The 16,974-nt window shown below is 49.3% G+C and carries 15 protein-coding genes; 3 read left to right on the top strand and 12 right to left on the bottom strand.

Going from position 1 to position 16,974, the window contains the following annotated elements:
- Nucleotides 1-20: 20 nt before the first annotated feature.
- The 7 genes from METTU_RS08820 to coaBC all read right to left on the bottom strand — a co-directional run bounded on the left by METTU_RS08820 (nucleotide 21) and on the right by coaBC (nucleotide 8,484).
- Complete coding sequence (locus METTU_RS08820; RefSeq protein WP_006891040.1) at nucleotides 21-611, bottom strand: Uma2 family endonuclease; 591 nt, start codon at nucleotides 609-611, stop codon at nucleotides 21-23.
- A 393-nt stretch (nucleotides 612-1,004) separates the two neighbouring features.
- Nucleotides 1,005-1,601 (bottom strand): SPOR domain-containing protein, encoded by a 597-nt coding sequence (locus METTU_RS08815; protein WP_006891039.1) that lies wholly within the window; start codon nucleotides 1,599-1,601, stop codon nucleotides 1,005-1,007.
- A gap of 1 nt (nucleotide 1,602) precedes the next feature.
- Complete coding sequence (gene argS / locus METTU_RS08810; RefSeq protein WP_006891038.1) at nucleotides 1,603-3,363, bottom strand: arginine--tRNA ligase; 1,761 nt, start codon at nucleotides 3,361-3,363, stop codon at nucleotides 1,603-1,605.
- Nucleotides 3,364-3,629: 266 nt separating this feature from the next.
- Nucleotides 3,630-4,025 (bottom strand): hypothetical protein, encoded by a 396-nt coding sequence (locus tag METTU_RS08805; protein ID WP_006891036.1) that lies wholly within the window; start codon nucleotides 4,023-4,025, stop codon nucleotides 3,630-3,632.
- A gap of 137 nt (nucleotides 4,026-4,162) precedes the next feature.
- The gene (locus METTU_RS08800) at nucleotides 4,163-6,805 is read right to left on the bottom strand and encodes a phosphomannomutase/phosphoglucomutase (RefSeq protein ID WP_006891034.1); all 2,643 of its coding nucleotides are present in this window, start codon (nucleotides 6,803-6,805) and stop codon (nucleotides 4,163-4,165) included.
- A 28-nt stretch (nucleotides 6,806-6,833) separates the two neighbouring features.
- On the bottom strand, nucleotides 6,834-7,298 hold the full coding sequence (gene dut, locus METTU_RS08795; RefSeq protein ID WP_006891033.1) for a dUTP diphosphatase: 465 nt from the start codon (nucleotides 7,296-7,298) through the stop codon (nucleotides 6,834-6,836).
- Nucleotides 7,270-8,484 (bottom strand): bifunctional phosphopantothenoylcysteine decarboxylase/phosphopantothenate--cysteine ligase CoaBC, encoded by a 1,215-nt coding sequence (gene coaBC, locus METTU_RS08790; protein WP_040579722.1) that lies wholly within the window; start codon nucleotides 8,482-8,484, stop codon nucleotides 7,270-7,272. The genes dut and coaBC overlap by 29 nt, the downstream gene beginning before the upstream one ends.
- Nucleotides 8,485-8,572: 88 nt before the next feature.
- On the opposite strand from coaBC, the gene radC reads away from it, so the two are divergent.
- Together radC and METTU_RS08780 are read left to right on the top strand one after the other, a co-directional pair.
- Entirely contained in the window at nucleotides 8,573-9,247 is a 675-nt protein-coding gene (gene radC / locus METTU_RS08785) for a RadC family protein (RefSeq protein ID WP_006891029.1), read from the top strand.
- Between the two features lie 919 nt (nucleotides 9,248-10,166).
- The gene (locus METTU_RS08780; protein ID WP_006891026.1) at nucleotides 10,167-10,355 is read left to right on the top strand and encodes a hypothetical protein; all 189 of its coding nucleotides are present in this window, start codon (nucleotides 10,167-10,169) and stop codon (nucleotides 10,353-10,355) included.
- Nucleotides 10,356-10,449: 94 nt separating this feature from the next.
- Here the strand turns inward: METTU_RS08780 and amrA are convergent, their stop codons facing one another.
- Nucleotides 10,450-11,079 carry an AmmeMemoRadiSam system protein A gene (amrA, locus tag METTU_RS08775; RefSeq protein ID WP_006891024.1) on the bottom strand — a complete coding sequence of 210 codons (630 nt, stop codon included), beginning with the start codon at nucleotides 11,077-11,079 and terminating at the stop codon, nucleotides 10,450-10,452.
- Entirely contained in the window at nucleotides 11,066-11,845 is a 780-nt protein-coding gene (amrB, locus tag METTU_RS08770) for an AmmeMemoRadiSam system protein B (RefSeq protein ID WP_006891023.1), read from the bottom strand. Before amrB ends, amrA begins: the two co-directional genes overlap by 14 nt.
- 421 nt (nucleotides 11,846-12,266) lie before the next feature.
- Between amrB and amrS the strand changes: the two genes are divergently transcribed.
- Nucleotides 12,267-13,352: an AmmeMemoRadiSam system radical SAM enzyme gene (amrS, locus tag METTU_RS08765; RefSeq protein ID WP_006891020.1), complete on the top strand. Its 1,086-nt coding sequence runs from the start codon at nucleotides 12,267-12,269 to the stop codon at nucleotides 13,350-13,352.
- Nucleotides 13,353-13,525: 173 nt separating this feature from the next.
- Here the strand turns inward: amrS and METTU_RS08760 are convergent, their stop codons facing one another.
- The 3 genes from METTU_RS08760 to METTU_RS08750 all read right to left on the bottom strand — a co-directional run bounded on the left by METTU_RS08760 (nucleotide 13,526) and on the right by METTU_RS08750 (nucleotide 16,954).
- Nucleotides 13,526-13,996: a copper resistance protein NlpE gene (locus METTU_RS08760; RefSeq protein WP_006891018.1), complete on the bottom strand. Its 471-nt coding sequence runs from the start codon at nucleotides 13,994-13,996 to the stop codon at nucleotides 13,526-13,528.
- An 85-nt stretch (nucleotides 13,997-14,081) separates the two neighbouring features.
- Nucleotides 14,082-14,837 carry a DUF5765 domain-containing protein gene (locus METTU_RS08755; protein WP_006891016.1) on the bottom strand — a complete coding sequence of 252 codons (756 nt, stop codon included), beginning with the start codon at nucleotides 14,835-14,837 and terminating at the stop codon, nucleotides 14,082-14,084.
- Between the two features lie 506 nt (nucleotides 14,838-15,343).
- Nucleotides 15,344-16,954, bottom strand: a complete 1,611-nt coding sequence (locus METTU_RS08750) for an NAD+ synthase (protein WP_006891015.1) — start codon at nucleotides 16,952-16,954, stop codon at nucleotides 15,344-15,346.
- Nucleotides 16,955-16,974 lie beyond the last annotated feature (20 nt).

The raw sequence follows: 16,974 nt of genomic DNA, 5'->3' as shown, positions 1-16,974 counted from the left end.
TACCTTATGGCTGCCAAAGGTCAATAATCAACCGGCAATCGTGTAGCTAATTCATCCCACCGAATCACAATATCCGGCAACACGCTGACCTGGGTTTCGCCATTTAATTCGTACAGCTCGGGCTTGCCGTATTCGCCGTCGATTAAGCGGTAAACGGTTAGCACCCGATCAATAGGATGAACCAACCAATATTCTTTTACGCCATGGCGTTCGTAAAGATTTTGTTTTTTGATTTGATCGTGCCCGGCCGTGGACGGTGACAATACTTCCACAATCCAGTCCGGCGCGCCACGCACTCCGCGCCGATCCAGTTTGCTGCTGTCGCAGACCACCAATACGTCCGGTTGTACGACGGTATCGATGCTTTCATCCGCTTCATTCTGTTTCGGCAGGCGAACATCGACCGGCGCAATGAAAGCGCGGCAAAATTTACCCTTAAGTGCCAGACGAGCTTGGAGATAAATTTCCCCTGCCACATCCTGATGTGCCAGGTCGGGAGCAGGAGCCATCGCATACGCGTTGCCATCGATCAGCTCATAGCGCATATCGTCAGGCCAAGCCAGATAATCGCTGTAGCAATGGTGCTGAGTATCTTTTAATGCTAAACCCATATCAGTTTCCCCGTGTATTCCATGTAGGCCGCTATTGATGGAAAAAAGCATAACACAGCGCACAGGCTCCGGGTACGATTTTGGGGCTTCAATATGTTCTTTCGGGTGGGAGCTTAAATGGAGTCTGACACGGAGCAATGCTGTCGGGTGTCTATGGAAACGAAGGGGAGGCAGGACTGGTGTTGCAAAATTACAGGAATGCCTGTAATGGACACTATTTATGATTCTCTAAAAATACCAAATAAATTAGTATGTTGAATCGATTAAACCCATCGGCATTTGAGTGGGAATTTACAGATTTGCATCTCTTTTGAATATTTTGGTGTCTTCCGTGGCTTGATCGCCGTTTGAGGATGAATGAACATCAAAAAGGCGTGCGATGCTTACAGTCTATTAATTGCCAATTTCCATAACGATCACGTCTATGCCGTTTTCCCTTAATCGGCCTCGAATGGTGCTAACGCTGGTCATTTGGGTATAAGGCCCCATTTTGACCCGGTTCCAGACGACATTACCGACTTTGGCTTTCTCAACTTTGGATTCAATGCCCATTAAAGCCAGCTTGGCTCTTAAGCTGTCGGCATCTTTAAATTCCCTGAACGAACCGGCCTGCAAAATATAACTGGCGGTTTTGGCCTGTCCCACCCGCTCTTCCCTGGCGCGCGTGTTAATTTCGTGATCCGGCACGATGACTTCTTTTTCAGGCAGGATGGTATAAAAATCAAATTGCGGCAATACCGGCCCCTCAGGCTTTTTCTCCGGCTTGGGGGCTTCAACTTTGGCCTCCTCGGGCTGGGTCGGTATAGCCGGCTGCTGGGTTATTTGTTTCGATCCGGTGCTGCGTAAATAAACCAGAAAGACTACAAACGAAATAATCAACGCCGTAATCAGCATCCATCGCCACAGACCAAGACTTTTTTGTTGGCCTGAGTTTTGTCTGTACGACGAGGTATTCTTACTCTGCGTTCTATGTTTGTAGTCTTTAGCCATTTTACATTGCTTCAGGTGTGTTGATATTCAGCAAGCTCAAGCCGTTTGCCAATATCTGTTTCACTGCGCAAATCAAATTGAGCCTTGCATTACGAATTTTTGCATCCTCAACAAGAAATTGATGCGCATTGTAGTAAGTATGGAACTCGTTTGCCAATTCGCGCAGGTATTGAATCAGCTGATGCGGCTCGTACTGTAACGCCGCGCGTTCCAGCACTTCAGGATAGCGTGCCAGTGTTCCCAGCAGATTGGTTTCGTGCTCTTCGGTTAATAGCGCCAGATTTTCCATGCCCAGCGGCAAATTCCGTTCCCAGTTTTTCTCGTCCAATTGGCGCAACACGCTGCATACTCTGGCGTAGGCATACTGCACGTAAAATACCGGATTCTCGTTGGATTTGGAGGTCGCCAGTTTCAGGTCGAAATCCATGTGCTGTTCCGACCTGCGCATCACGTAAAAGAAGCGCGCCGCGTCTTTGCCGACTTCGTTGCGCAATTGCCGCAATGTGACAAATTCGCCGGAGCGGGTCGACATTTGTACTTTTTCTTCGCCGCGATACAGTGAGGCAAACTGTACCAGCAGCACTTTTAACTTGGATTCATCTGCGCCCAGGGCCTGAATGGCCGCCCTGACGCGGGGAATGTAGCCATGATGATCGGCTCCCCAAATGTTGATAATCTGGTCAAAACCGCGATCCAGCTTGTTCATGTGGTAGGCAATATCGGACGCGAAATAGGTGGATTGACCATTCTCGCGGACGACCACCCGGTCTTTCTCGTCGCCTAAATCGGCGCAGGCAAACCAGGTCGCGCCATCCTTTTCATAAAGATGACCGGCCGCGCGTAAGCGTTCCAGCGCTTTTTCCACCGAACCGTCGTCCATCAGCCGGCGTTCTGAAAACCATTCCTGATAGTCAACGCCAAACTCGCTTAAGTCGATTTTGATGTCTTCCAGAATGTTGTTCAGGCCTATTTGAAAAAAGTCCTGATATAACGGCGCGCCCAGCAAGGTCTTGGCGCGGGCTATCAGCGCATCGATATGTTCTTCCTTGTCGCCGCCCGCAGGTTCATCGGGAGGAATGTCTTCAAACACCAGCTCTACCGGTCTGCGATATTCATTGTTGGCGTTTTTATGAATGTTCCAGGCAATTTCGCGTACGTATTCGCCCCGGTAAGCATTGCTGGGAAAATGCACCACTTCGCCGCATTCTTCCAGGTATCTGAGCCAGATACTGGTGGCGAGTATGTCCATCTGCCGACCGGCATCGTTGACATAATATTCGCGATGCACGTCAAAACCGGTTGCCTGTAATAAATCGGCAACCGCAGAACCATAGGCGGCGCCACGTCCATGACCGACATGCAAAGGGCCGGTTGGATTGGCGGAAACAAACTCGACCTGGACTTTTTTACCGGCGCCGACATTGCTTAAGCCAAATTTCGGGCCTTGGTCGTGAATTTGCTTGATAACCTGATATTGGGCGGTGGGATCGATAAAGAAATTGATAAAGCCGGGGCCCGCCAGTTCAACTTTAACTATTGCGGTATCTTGAGGCAGTGCGGCAATCAGTTTTTCTGCCAGTTGGCGCGGGTTTGTATTTACCTGTTTCGCCAGCATTAATGCCAGATTCGAAGCAAAATCGCCGTGTTGTGGGTCACGGGTGCGGTCAATCGTAATGTTCGGGGTGATTTCCTGAGCGAGAACACCGTTTGATTTTAGTGTTTCAACGGCTTGCAGGATAAGTTCCTCTATCTTTTTTTTCATTGCTTCACTGCGTAGGTTAGATCAAGTAAATAGACGTGCATTATCCATTAAAATCATTCGATTATCCATTCAAACAACATTGATGCCAATTCACAGGACAACAGAGTGACCAACAGGACTTTTTGCCGGCGCTGTTCGTCATTGAAACGAAGTGTGAGTGGTGTGCCGACAAGGAGGGTAGAGCAGCGCAGTAATGCAGGAGTATTTGTTGAGGCTTAATCGTCATGTTTATAACGCGTAAGCCTCGGAGACTGGGAGGAGGGAGCTTACTTCTTGGTAAAATACATGTAGGTTCCGTACTTGTTATCTTTAAGTACCATAGCCGTATCGGTTTTTTCCACTAACGAGTAAACATCGAATTTGCCCGCCCTGCCCAATATGCTGACTTTTAAAGTGCCGTCTTCAACAACATAGTCGACTGCCGGCGCGTCATAGGGATTGCCTCTAACTTGAGGAATATCTTTTTGGGTCAGCTGGCTATTATCAATCACCCAGGTCATGCCCATCGGTTTTTTTTCAGTATCTTCCGGCGATTTTTTTGTATATTCCAGAAACCAACTGCCGATGATGTCTTTATTAGAAGTTAGAGGAGCGGCAAATACAGCCGTGCTTGAAAAGCCAAACAACAAGGATAACGCAAGCAATAGACTTATTTTTTTCATTATTCTTTCCTGGGTTAAGAAACTGGATATAAACCACTATTATATTAGTGTAATGCTATTGTACAAGAAACTGAGTTGAGCAGTATTTAACTTTAATGTTTATAGGGTTTCTTCAGCGATACGATGTTTCCGGTTTATTAAAAAGGCAAAACAATATCGGGTTTGATCTTTTTCATCAGTTGTCTGAATTGCTCCTGAATGCCGCTCATTGCGGCTTCCGAATCGGCCTCAAAACGGATAACCAGTGACGGTGTGGTGTTTGATGCCCGTACCAGTCCCCAGCCGTCCGGGAAGTCGACGCGCATTCCGTCTATATCGGTGATTTTGCCGTCGCTAAAATGGGCGGCGGCAAGCAGGCCGTCCATAAAAGTGAAATTTTCACCTTCTTCCAGCACGACATTCAATTCCGGGGTGTTGATGCTATCGGGAAAATCGGCAAATACCTCGGCGCTGTTGCGCGTGTCGCGGGACAGTATTTCGAGCAAACGCGCGGCCGAATACAAGGCATCGTCAAAACCGAACCAGCGATCATTAAAGAAAATATGTCCGCTCATTTCACCGGCCAACTTGGCCCCGGTTTCCTTAAGCTTGGCTTTCATCAATGAATGCCCGGTCTTCCAGAGGGTCGGCTTACCGCCGTATTTTACGATTTGATCGGCCAGATGGCGGGTGCATTTCACATCGTAAATGATTTCCGATCCGGGTTTGCCGGCCAGCACATCTTTGGCAAACAGCATCATCTGCCGGTCCGGCCAGATGATTTTGCCGTTTGAGTCGACAACGCCCAAACGATCGCCGTCGCCGTCAAAAGCGATGCCGATGTCGGCTTTGTAATGCTTGACCGTTGCAATCAATTCGGACAGGTTCTTGGGATTGCTGGGGTCCGGATGGTGATTGGGAAAGGTGCCGTCGATGTCGCAAAATAGCTCCTTCACTTCACAGCCCAGCGTTTTCAGCAGCATCGGCCCCAGTTCACCGGCAACGCCGTTGCCGCAGTCCAGCACCACGGTCATGGGTCTGGCGATATGTATATCTTCGGAAATAATGCCGATGTATTCATTGCTGAATTGGCTGTTCTGTTCGATGCCGCCGGGCTTGCCGGTTGCATAGGCCTGATTATCAATGCAGGTTTTAAGCTGTTGGATTCTTTCGTCAGCCAACGTTTCGCCGTTGATGACCATTTTCAGGCCGTTATAATCGGCGGGGTTATGGCTGCCGGTAATCATCACCCCGGAACGTCCTTCGGTGTGTCTTGCCACAAAATAAAGCACCGGCGTGGGTATCATGCCTATATCCAGCACATTGAGGCCGGTTGTAATAATGCCCTTGGTCAGGGCTTCCGCTAGGGCAGGGCTGGAGGTTCTTCCATCCCGGCCGACCACGATGGTTTTACAACCAAGCTCTTTAGCCTGGGTGCCCAGTGCACGACCAATGTCGTAAACCACTTCTTTAGTCAGCGTTTTGCCGACGATACCTCGGATGTCGTAAGCCCTGAAAATAACGCCCGTGTCAGCCGTTTTTTTTGTGGAAAGGGGCATGTCAAAGAAGTCCGGCACGGTTTTTTCAACGGCTTCCGGTTTGCTGGTTGCGGCAGCCGGTTTATTAAAATTAACGCCGTCGGTTTGTGCTTTAGGTGACTGCTCCAGGCGTTGCTCTGCTTCGGCAACTGCTCTTGCGTCGATGCCGTCGTTCGCTGTCTTTGGCGGCGTAGCTTCTGATTTGATCTTCATGGCTGGAGGAAGTGCCGTAAGACTGCCGGGAGCAGTCGCGGTCAGGCCGTCGCCAAAGTCATCAAAAAAACCACGCATTCCAAAATCGGCAATATTATTATCGTCGGCTACATAGCTGTCCTGATTATCCATAACCCGTTTAAACTGCGATAACGTGGAAATAACGGCATGCATTTCCGGCAACTTAACAGGATAGTTACCCTGTAGTTTATTGGTCATCAGATCCTTAAAGGCTTTCAGCACGCTGCCCAGATCGTGCGTCAGCAGAGATGAAAGCTTCCGGTAGCCCATAAAAAAAGCCAGCAGCGCCAGCAGGGCGGAAAGGGCGGTTATGCTTGCAATGACAGTCAGTCCGGAGGAATTTACACTGTTGTCATACCGGTAATGCAGTTCCCAGCCGGTGTTGGCTACTTTTATCGGGACATCATCGCCTTGTTCTGCACCGACCGGTTGACCGGCAGCGCCTAACACCAGCGTTGCCTGTTTCAATTCAAGATACCCGTCTTTTAGCTCCGCTGCCTGTACGGTTTTGCTAATAAAGTCGTAGTTCAAGCTGGCCAGGATAACGCCGACCGCCTGATCATTCTGCATAATCCTCCGGGTTATCGCCAGATGCCGGTCAGGCCCGACATCGCCTTGTATTGCGGGTAGTTGGTTTTTGGTAAAGGTCTCCCGCACCATGTCCAGATCGGCATAACCCATTTTGGGCACGCTTTTGTCATCCAGCTCACTGATGCCCGGTAATAACAGCCTGACCTTTAGAACGCCGGGTAAATGCCGTTCAAGTTCTGCCGCCACCGTGTGTGTGCGAGCTGTATCTGCACTGGTAACCGCAGCCAATACCTCGGGGTCCTGCGCCATTTTTTCCAGCGTGTCGGTCAGCAGCTTTATCTGTGCCGTTATGCCTAACGCGACGCTTTTTGCAACGGCTGCCGTGGCGTCTTGCTTTGATTGCGCGATTTGAGTTGCACTGATCCAGTAAACGCCCGTACCGGCAGTCAGAATCATTAAAACGGCAAACGCTGACAGTAAAGAAAATAGTCGTACCATGTTTATGCCTCTATGAAAGAAAAACAGCTTAATGACGACCTGTATGACCAAAGCCGCCGGAGCCGCGCAAACTTTGGTCGAACTCGGCGACTTGTTCGAATTCCACCTGCACCACCGGTACAAAAACCATTTGTGCGATGCGCTCGCCGATATTAATGGTAAAAGCGGTGTCGCCCCGGTTCCAGCAGGAGACGAAGACCTGTCCTTGATAATCCGAATCGATCAGCCCGACCAGATTACCCAACACGATGCCGTGTTTGTGTCCCAGACCGGATCTGGGCAATAAAACTGCGGCCAGCTGATGATCGTCAATATGGATAGCCAGGCCGGTTGGAATTAGCAATGTTTCGCCCGGTTTTAACTCGACCGGCTCATCCAGGCAGGCGCGCAAGTCCAAACCCGCCGAACCTGATGTCGCATATTCAGGCAACGGAATGTCTTTGCCTAAACGGCTGTCCAGAATTTTAAGCTGTATTTTTGTGGCGCCTTTCATATTCCATTCTCTCTACGATTAAGCTGATTAGTTGTTCGGCCAAATGATTTTTGTCGGTCATTGCCAGGGATTTTTGACCGTTTTTCCAGAACACCAGCAATGCGTTTTGTTCGCTATCAAAGCCGCCCAAATCGCGCCCTACCCAGTTTGCCGCAATCATATCCAGATTCTTGCGCGTCAATTTGTCTTGGGCGTATTGTTCAAGGTCATGGGTTTCTGCGGCAAATCCGACCGTGAACGGGCGGTTAGCGAGTTGTGCGACTTCCGCCAGAATATCCCTGGTTTTTTGCAAGGTCAGCGTGGTTTGTTCGGCCTGTTTTTTTATTTTCTCTTTTTCCATCAGGGCAGGGCTGTAATCGGCAACAGCCGCCGCGCCGATGTAAATATCATGTTCCGCGGCTTTGGCGATAACCGCCGCATGCATTTGCGCCGCTGTTTCTACGCTTATAAGCTCCGCATTATCAGGGGCGGAAAGTGTAACCGGGCCGCTGACCAGCGTGACTTTGGCGCCGGCTTTTAATGCGGCATTGGCAAGCGCATAGCCCATTTTTCCTGAACTGCGATTGGTGATGTAGCGGACCGGATCTAAAGGTTCGCGGGTCGGTCCGGCGCTGATTAAAACCTTAAGCCCGCTTAAACACTGTGCGGTCGGTTCATCCATTAAACGGTTACAAATGTCCAGAGGCTCGGACATCCTGCCGAAGCCGGTTTCGCCGCAAGCCTGATCGCCTTGTTCGGGGCCGATCACAATAACGCCGTGGCTTTTGAGTTTTTGAATATTTTCCTGAGTGACTGTTTTATGCCACATGGCTTGATTCATGGCCGGGGCAACGTAAACAGGGCAGGTTGCCGCCAGGTAGAGCGTTGACAATAAGTCGTCAGCCAGACCGTGGCTGCATTTTGCAAGGGTGTTGGCCGTTGCCGGGGCGATAATCAATGCATCGGCCCAGCGCGCCAGATTGATATGGCCCATGGCATGCTCTTCATCCGCATCAAGCAATTCGCTATGCACCGGATTGCCGGAAAGCGCCTGAAAGGTGAGCGGACTAACAAACTGCATGGCTGATCGGGTCATCACCACGCGCACTTTGGCGCCCCGTTTTCGCAACAGCCTGACCAACTCGGCCGACTTGTACGCAGCAATGCCGCCGCTGACAGCCAATAAAATATGTTTGTTAATAGTAATGCCCGGAAAAGTTGAACAAATGGCGACATTATGGCAAGTATGAAGAAATTCTTCTATGCTTAAATCTCAATCGTATAGGAAGAGGCCTATGTCCATTAAAGATTGGTCGGTAGAAGATCGGCCCAGAGAAAAACTGTTGCGACGCGGCTCGGCCGCTTTAACCGACGCGGAACTGCTGGCTATTTTTCTGCGCACCGGCTCGCCGGGCAAATCCGCAGTTGACCTGGCTCGTGAGTTGCTCGTCGACTTCGGTTCCCTGAACGCCTTGTTAGGCGCCGACCAGCAACGTTTTTGCGAGGGCAAAGGCTTGGGCGAGGCCACTTATGCTCAGCTCCAGGCCGTATTGGAAATGGCCCGGCGACATTTTAAGGAAGCCCTGCAGCGCGGCAATGCGCTAACCAGTCCGGAAATCACCCGTTCCTACCTCAGCGCACAACTGCGCGGCTACAGCTATGAAGTGTTTGCCTGTTTATTTCTTGATAACCAGCACCGGGTTATACAACTGGATGAATTATTCAGGGGCACCATAGACGGTGCCAGCGTTTATCCGAGGGAAGTCGCCAAGCAGGCATTACGCCATAATGCGGCAGCGGTGATTTTTGCCCATAACCACCCGTCCGGTATTTCCGAACCCAGTCAGGCAGATAAACATATCACCGAGAAACTGAAGCAGGCCTTGGCCTTGTTCGATATACGGGTGCTGGATCATTTTATTATCGGCGACGGGCAGCCCTATTCCTTTGCAGAGCATGGTTTGTTGTGAGGCGGAGCGAATTATGGCGCTGCCGATAAAAATATCATGGAAACAAGGTTTGTTACTCGCCCATGCACCCCATGGAAACCTGCTTATGCATTGCCAAAATGGGCAAAATAATTCCCCCCGTCTTTAAAAATAGCCAATTTTTTTCGTGGTAAATATCAATAAAGAACTAACGTGCTGTTGTATAAGGAAATTAAATAAATGATATTTTTTATGCGTTAATCTTGAAGAATCATTTGGAATTAAAACGTTGGTTAAGGTAAGGCATTCAGCTCAATAGCGAGTTCACCTGATAAGTAATCACGCTTATTGATTGAAGACGCTGAGCGCTCTACCCTAAAGATGCCTGGACAACACCAACCTATTTTCGAGGAATACCGACATAAACCGGCAAAATGCAAAATCAACGCTTTTTTCGCTGCTGCGAAAACTTTCCAAAAAAAGGTGTTATTGGGCGATTACCGATTGATAGGGATTTTAACTTCAAGAATAAGAATGTCAGCCGATAACGACACCAAGAATGTTAGACCGACATTGTCGACATGACTGACGAAAGCATAATTTTAATAAATTCGCTTTGAGGAAATCATCATGAAAAACATAGCATGGATGTTTAACATCATTGTTCAACTCACATTAATGGTAGCGCTGCTCTTTAACCGCAGGATTTATTTACACTGTGTTGACCTTGACAGTTAATTGACAAGGTATGGAAGGTTTTATGAATGGAGCTCTGAGCCGGTCCCTGATTTTTTTCAGGGACTGGCAGTAAGCTTGCAAGTGTAGGTTTTCTATAAGGGGCGGTTTACCTCTGCGTGTTAGATTCGAATCTCAATAATGAAAAAAGAATACGGCAATCACAAAAGCAAAATAGCGCTATTCGCCAAGCTCACCTTTCTTTAATCTATCGGAGACTATTTGAATGAAAGACGCAAAAATAACGCCCCTCACCGTGCAGCAATACGCAGAAATCTCCGAAGATATTTACGACGAAATTGACAGAGTTGTCTACGCTGGAATGGTTGCGGCCAAGTGCATCAAACATCCTGAATACGGCGACATCATTCTTGTTTCATCCGATCATGGCGGTTGTTTAATGATCCACGCTTAAAGCCGGTAGTCGATGGGGCGTACAATCCATTTAACGGTGAAGTCTCTTGCGGATGGTTACCATCATTTGAAGATGTTGACAGCGTAACGCTTGCCTAGTCTATTATCTCCGTCTGATAGCGGTAAATCCGGATATTTTTAGACCAGTAGTCGGGCGGTAATCCTGCCTTTTGTTTTAAATGCCGTAAAAACTGCTCAGGTTCCGGCAATGATTCCCATACCGACGGCAAAAAAGTGCCGCGTCGGCGACCTTTTTCCAATATTAAACCGTCTATTCTCGGCGGCAGCTGTTCGCGCTTGTTCGCAGCGCTATAAATTTCCGGTTCTTCCAATATTAAGCCGTCTATACCGGGTTGCAGTTGAGATATTAAGTCCTGTTCAGAGGTAAATGTAATAGGTTCGGCCGGTGTGAGCAAGGACAGGTGTATTTCCAGGTCGTCGAGTTCGTCCGCTTGCAGTGGCGGAAAGCGAGGGTCTCTGAAGGCGGCGGAAAATGCATTTTCGGCAATATCTTCGGCCAGCGGCCTGACCGCTTCCAGCATGCCGATGCAGCCGCGCAGTTGATGGTTTATCTGCAAGGTAACAAAGGTGGCGCGCGTTTCCGTCAATTCTTCCGGATAATCGTCCAGGTTGATTTTCAGGGGGCGACCTGTTTGTAAACCATGCTGTATTGAGCGCTTCGCCAACTCCAGCAGGCGTTGCCGATTCACCTTATTCAATGACATAAGCACCGTAGCCGACCACGCTGGCTTTATCTCCAGCGGTGTCGCCGGAGTTGCGCAGGTCTATGGTTGTAACGGACAGCGACTTTTTCCTTGCCAGTTTTAACAGGCCGCTGACAGGCACTTTGCCGCAAGCGGATTCGGGGGCGAGCCGCTCATATTGCAGCTGCTCTATGGCCTGGCTGGTTGATTTATCCATCTGCTGAGCGGTGGCATAATCATGATAATGACTCAGGTCGGAACTGATCACAATCAGCGTTTCATCGCCGCCCCATAACGCATCAAGCACCTGACTGACTTGTTCAGGCGAAGCTTCGCCTGCAACAATGGGTACGATTTCAAAGCTATCCAGCATTTCCTGTAAAAAAGGCAGATGCACTTCCAGGCTGTGCTCATAGGTGTGCGCCTGCTCAATGTATTCGACAAAGGGCAGTTGGACTAGGGTTTGCACTGCCGCCTGATCCACAGGGACAGATCCCAACGGTGTGGTAAACGTTTCCGATCTGCTTACGGCAAGGCCCCTGAAAGCCACGCGATGAGAGGGGCCGATAAGCACCACGCGGGTTATCTTGTCATGGGCTTTTTTTAACCGGGCATAGGCGCTTGCGGCAATCGGGCCGGAATAAATATAACCGGCATGAGGCGCGATGATGGCTTTGGGAACTTTTTCATTGGTCGCCGCATCATTCAAAAACTGGTCCAGCATCAGATGAAGTTGTTCCGGATTTGCAGGATAAAAAGAACCTGCTACGGCGGGCTGTCTATTCATTAGCTTGTCCTTTTATTTAATCTATACAACGGCATGGCGCATGGGGATACTCTCTGCGGGGAGCGCTTGCTGAGGAAACTCAGTCCACAAGATAGTAACACTGAATTGTTACGCGTTTTTAACAATCGTTCAGCCGTGAAAAGCGAAACCTACACCCTATCGATGGAACGGATCATAGAATTAAAGCCATCCGACATCCATACGTGCCATTACTTAGGCATACGAAAATCATTTATTTTATTTCGCTGATAAGCCATGCTGGACAATGGAAATTTTATAACTTGAACAAAAATAACGCGTAATACCCACAGTTCGCCTTCTGAATAAAGGTTGAGTTATTGAAACAAGCCTTCACGCACTATTGTTGCATGAGCAAAGTGGCGTCTTTTTACTATTTATTAGTGGAAACAGGAGAATAACCATGACTGATTTTGTTACCAAAGATACCGTAAGAACCCGCTACTGGCATACGCTGGATGATGGTCGGGTGCAATGCGATCTCTGCCCCCGGTTTTGCAAGATGCACAAAGGCCAGCGCGGCCTGTGCTTTGTCAGGCAAAACCTGGATGACCAGATTGTCATGACCAGTTATGGTCGCTCCAGCGGTTTTGCCATTGACCCCATCGAAAAGAAACCGCTGAACCATTTTTTACCGGGCACCCCGGTATTTTCCTTCGGCACCGCCGGATGCAATCTGGCCTGCAATTTTTGCCAGAATTGGGACATCAGCAAATCGCGGGAAATGGATACCTTGATGAGCAAGGCATCTCCCGATGCCATTGCGCAGACGGCACTTGATTATGGCTGTGACAGCGTCGCTTACACCTATAACGATCCGGTCGTTTTTCATGAATATGCGATCGATACCGCCCAGGCTTGCCGGCGTCTGGGCATAAAATCAGTGGCGGTATCCGCAGGTTATGTTTGCGCTGAACCCAGAGTCGAGTTTTATCAATGGATGGATGCCGCCAATATTGATTTAAAAGCCTTCACCGAACATTTTTATCACAAAATTGCCGGGGGACATTTGGAACCGGTATTGGAAACGCTTAAGTACATCAAGCATGAAACATCGGTCTGGCTGGAGCTGACCACCTTGGTTATTCCGGGCGAGAACGATTCGGAAGTCGAGCTGGAAGCCATGACCCAATGGGTGGTCGAGAATCTGGGGCCGGATGTGCCGATACATTTCACCGCGTTTCATCCGGATTGGAAAATGCGCGATAAGCCGCCTACGCCGCTTTCATCCTTGTTGCAGGCGCGACGAATCGCTTTAAAAAACGGGATACATTATGCCTATGTGGGCAATGTGCATGATAAGGCGGAAGAAAGTACTTATTGTCACAAGTGCAGAGGGTTGCTGATAGGCCGAGACTGGTACGAATTGTCCGACTGGAATCTGGATGCGTCCGGAAATTGCCGTTTTTGCGGCGAGCGCTGTGCGGGAGTCTTCAATCCAAAGCCGGGGAACTGGGGGGCGAAGCGAAAAGCGGTTGTTATGGGGTGATTGGTATGGCCAATGTTAAATGAAACTGTCAATTGGGTTGCGAAAAGATGCAACCCAATTGACACAGCTTAAGTTAAAGCGAATCGCCAATATACCAAGCCGGACGGGGCATGTTGCCGCGTCCGAAACGTTTTGCGTTGAAAATAAGTGTAATCGCTTTGCTTGAGCACTGCTCAATGCGACGGATGCGACGATGATGATTTTGTTACATCGGTTCTGCGCAAAATATAGCGATCTGCAAGTTTGCCGGAGATACGATTGCCATTGTTATCGAGCTGAGTGAGCGTATTTTCGCCGACAAGATATTGCCGTGTAGTTGAATTGTCGCGTGGCGTTAAAACAATCGTATTGTTGTTATTACCCCCAGTAAATTTCCCTTTTTCCACAATTTCTCTTTCCGACTTGCCAACGTATTGGGTAATCAAGAGATAACTGTTGTTTTTGTTCAAGGCGAGTGTCGTTTTCACGCCCTTGCAATCATCGCAAGGCAGAAAGCCGTGATAAACGCCCGGCCAATCAAGGCTATTTTGCGCATGATGCGTATCGGTATCCGTTGTCTCAGTCGTTTCAGCAAAAACAGGGTTGCAGCCCGAAAAAATTGCGATGAACAGAGAAAAAGTCAGAATTTGTCTAAATGTTTGCATATTTGCTCCTCGGAAAAATGACGATAACAGTAAAGTAGCCGCGTAGGCCGGGTTAGCTTTAGGGTAACCCGGCCTGCACTTATTTCTACAGCGAATCGCCAATATACTTCTTATAAAAAGGCCAGGTTTTAACGTGCAGATGTTTCCTGATCGGGGATTTAATGACCGATACGCATAAAGCGATGGAAAACAGGCACCAAACCGCGGCATATTCGTTAGGATCGGTGGTGGTCACGTCGGAAATAAACGGGCCGATTAAATAATGAAAGGCCACAAAACGCCATGAACCGTACATAAGCGGCAGGTAAAAGGCGACCACGATATAAGTAAACGCATGCAAGCCCCAGTTAAAGCCGAACAGCCAGCCCACAGGGTCCGACATCAGGCCGTTCAACGGCATTTGCCAAGCGATGTGCCAAGAGCCGGAGGTAGAACAAACACTCGGTCCGCAAAAACCTTCCACGCCGATGTTGCAAGAGCCTGCCCAGACAAAAGGATACATCTTGATCAGCATGAACAGCGTACCGATGGCGCAGATAGTATAGACAGTCGTTCGAATTTTTAGCTTGACGCTTTCCGGGATGAAGTACATCGCGACCATGTTGACAAAAAACGGCTGGAACGAGACGTGTAAATAGCCCAGCAGCGTTAGTATCTGATTATTCGGATTGTCACATAAATCGATATAGACGTAAGTTACCGCCTGTAATAATTCCATTAAAGCAAAATAAGTTAACGGAACCCAGAGTTCTTTAGATTCCCCTTGTTTAATTGCAACATAAGCTGCGGTACTAAGACCTGCGACGGCTAAAACACCGGACGCTTCACCACTCCAACACATAGAACTGACACCTTTTTTAAATTATTAAATACTGTCTTCTCATGAACATCTCTGTGAGCCAGCAGTAATGTTTTATTGGCTATGCGGATTGTTAGAGCGGTATATCGCTATTGAAGTGAAGATCAATAGGTCATGTCGACAGCCAACATAGCTATAGCTTTGTTTTTATAACCCGCCGGCAGGAACATTTGGTGATCGAAACAAACGGTTGTAAACCCGCCCATTGTATTACAAATAGTCAGGAATTGAGAAAATGTAATCCACCCCTTAAAGACATTTCACCACGAAGACACGAAGTTCACGAAGGAAAAGACGCGAAGCCTATGAATGAATACGAGAGGTAATACGCAAACAGTAGAGGCTTTTGGCGATACAGGAGCGGTTGCCGAGAGGGGAGTACCGGCAATGGCAAGCAGTCACATAAAAACTTCGTGTCTTCGTGGTGAATCAATCTCTTGCATTTTATTGATTGAAGCTTAAGTTGATGCGAATGAGCGCTTGCCCTACTAAATGCCCTTATAGCCGGAAGTGATCGGGTAACGCCGGTCGCGGCCGAACGCCCTTGCCGTGATCCTGATTCCCGGCGGGGATTGTCTGCGCTTGTATTCGTTCCGGTCGACCAGGCTGATGGCTCTGGCTACATCTTCGCGCCTGAATCCGGCGGCGATGATTTCAGCGGCGGACTGGTCCTTTTCGATATAACGCTCCAGGATCGGGTCCAGTACGTCGTAGGGCGGCAAGGAGTCCGCGTCAACCTGGTCGGGCGCCAACTCAGCCGAAGGCGGACGGGTAATGACCCGTTCCGGTATCGCCGGAGATAAGGAATTGCGATAATGCGCCAATTGGTAAATCAGCAGCTTGGGCACGTCCTTGATCGGCGCAAAACCGCCGGACATATCGCCGTACAGGGTCGCGTAACCCACGCTCATTTCACTCTTGTTGCCGGTGGTTAATAACAGCTTGCCCTGTTTGTTCGACAGCGCCATTAACACCACGCCGCGGCAACGCGCCTGAATGTTTTCCTCGGTGGCGTCTTTAGCGGTACCGGCAAAAATATCGGCCAACATGCCGGTGAACGCATTAACGGCGGGTTCTATCGGGATAATATGATGCTTGACGCCCAAGGCTTCCGCTTCCAGCATCGCATCTTCGTTGCTCATGTCCTGCGTATAGCGTGACGGCAGCAGCACAGCTTCAACTTTGTCAGCGCCCAGCGCATCGACGGCCAGAGCCAGAACCAGCGCAGAATCGATGCCGCCGGACAAACCCAAAATGGCTCCCTGGAAACCGTTTTTGCGCACATAATCTTTAATGCCCAGCACCAGGGCCTGATATTCGCTGGAGACTTCATTGTAGGACGGCGCACAGGTAGTTTTTACGGGCTTATTGCCGTCAAACTCGACCACGCTGATCTGCTCTTTAAATTCCGCGGCACGGAAGACGATGCCGCCGTCTGCGTCAACGACGAAAGACGCGCCGTCGAAAATCAATTCATCCTGACCGCCGATCTGATTGACATACACCAACGGAATCTGCGCGGCTTTAACCTGGCTGCAAATAATGGCTTCGCGTTGATGGATTTTTCCCGAATTAAACGGCGAGGCGTTAAGGGTCAGCAGCAACTCCGCTCCCGCCTGTTTGTTGTCTTCAATAATGCCTTGTCTCCAGACATCTTCGCAAATGGTCAGCCCTATAAACGTGCCGTTGAACTCGAATACGCAAGGTTGGCTGCCTGCCGTAAAATAACGCTGCTCGTCAAACACGCCGTAATTGGGCAGCGCCCGTTTGCGGTAGCAGGCCAGTATCGCGCCCTGATGCAATACCGCCGCACTGTTGTAAAGCTTGTCGCCATCGTGTTCGGGAAAACCGACGACCAGCGCAATACCGGCAACGCGGTCGGCCAGTTGATAAAGCGCGTTATTGGCGGCGGTAATAAAATCGGCGCGCAATAACAGGTCTTCCGCCGGATAGCCGGTAATGGTCAGTTCGGGAAAGACGACCATATCCGCGCCCAATTCATCACGGGCATGAATGGCGGCTCTGGCGATGTTGTCAACATTGGCGGCGATGTCGCCGACCAGGAAGTTGGTTTGGGCTAAGGCTATTTTTAGGGTCATTGAAGTTGCAAAAATCAAAG

Origin of the sequence: Methylobacter tundripaludum SV96 (assembly GCF_000190755.2) — a bacterium.
Lineage (GTDB): Bacteria > Pseudomonadota > Gammaproteobacteria > Methylococcales > Methylomonadaceae > Methylobacter_A > Methylobacter_A tundripaludum.
The sequence above is the reverse complement of the archived record's forward strand: the minus strand, read 5'-3'. Positions and strand labels throughout refer to the sequence as shown.

What these genes read in the sequence shown, in the direction of transcription:
- METTU_RS08820 (WP_006891040.1), bottom strand. Translation starts at nt 611, where the DNA reads ATGGGTTTAGCATTAAAAGATACTCAGCACCATTGCTACAGCGATTAT.
- METTU_RS08815 (WP_006891039.1), bottom strand. Translation starts at nt 1,601, where the DNA reads ATGGCTAAAGACTACAAACATAGAACGCAGAGTAAGAATACCTCGTCG.
- argS (WP_006891038.1), bottom strand. Translation starts at nt 3,363, where the DNA reads ATGAAAAAAAAGATAGAGGAACTTATCCTGCAAGCCGTTGAAACACTA.
- METTU_RS08805 (WP_006891036.1), bottom strand. Translation starts at nt 4,025, where the DNA reads ATGAAAAAAATAAGTCTATTGCTTGCGTTATCCTTGTTGTTTGGCTTT.
- METTU_RS08800 (WP_006891034.1), bottom strand. Translation starts at nt 6,805, where the DNA reads ATGGTACGACTATTTTCTTTACTGTCAGCGTTTGCCGTTTTAATGATT.
- dut (WP_006891033.1), bottom strand. Translation starts at nt 7,298, where the DNA reads ATGAAAGGCGCCACAAAAATACAGCTTAAAATTCTGGACAGCCGTTTA.
- radC (WP_006891029.1), top strand. Translation starts at nt 8,573, where the DNA reads ATGTCCATTAAAGATTGGTCGGTAGAAGATCGGCCCAGAGAAAAACTG.
- METTU_RS08780 (WP_006891026.1), top strand. Translation starts at nt 10,167, where the DNA reads ATGAAAGACGCAAAAATAACGCCCCTCACCGTGCAGCAATACGCAGAA.
- amrA (WP_006891024.1), bottom strand. Translation starts at nt 11,079, where the DNA reads ATGTCATTGAATAAGGTGAATCGGCAACGCCTGCTGGAGTTGGCGAAG.
- amrB (WP_006891023.1), bottom strand. Translation starts at nt 11,845, where the DNA reads ATGAATAGACAGCCCGCCGTAGCAGGTTCTTTTTATCCTGCAAATCCG.
- amrS (WP_006891020.1), top strand. Translation starts at nt 12,267, where the DNA reads ATGACTGATTTTGTTACCAAAGATACCGTAAGAACCCGCTACTGGCAT.
- METTU_RS08760 (WP_006891018.1), bottom strand. Translation starts at nt 13,996, where the DNA reads ATGCAAACATTTAGACAAATTCTGACTTTTTCTCTGTTCATCGCAATT.
- METTU_RS08755 (WP_006891016.1), bottom strand. Translation starts at nt 14,837, where the DNA reads ATGTGTTGGAGTGGTGAAGCGTCCGGTGTTTTAGCCGTCGCAGGTCTT.
- METTU_RS08750 (WP_006891015.1), bottom strand. Translation starts at nt 16,954, where the DNA reads ATGACCCTAAAAATAGCCTTAGCCCAAACCAACTTCCTGGTCGGCGAC.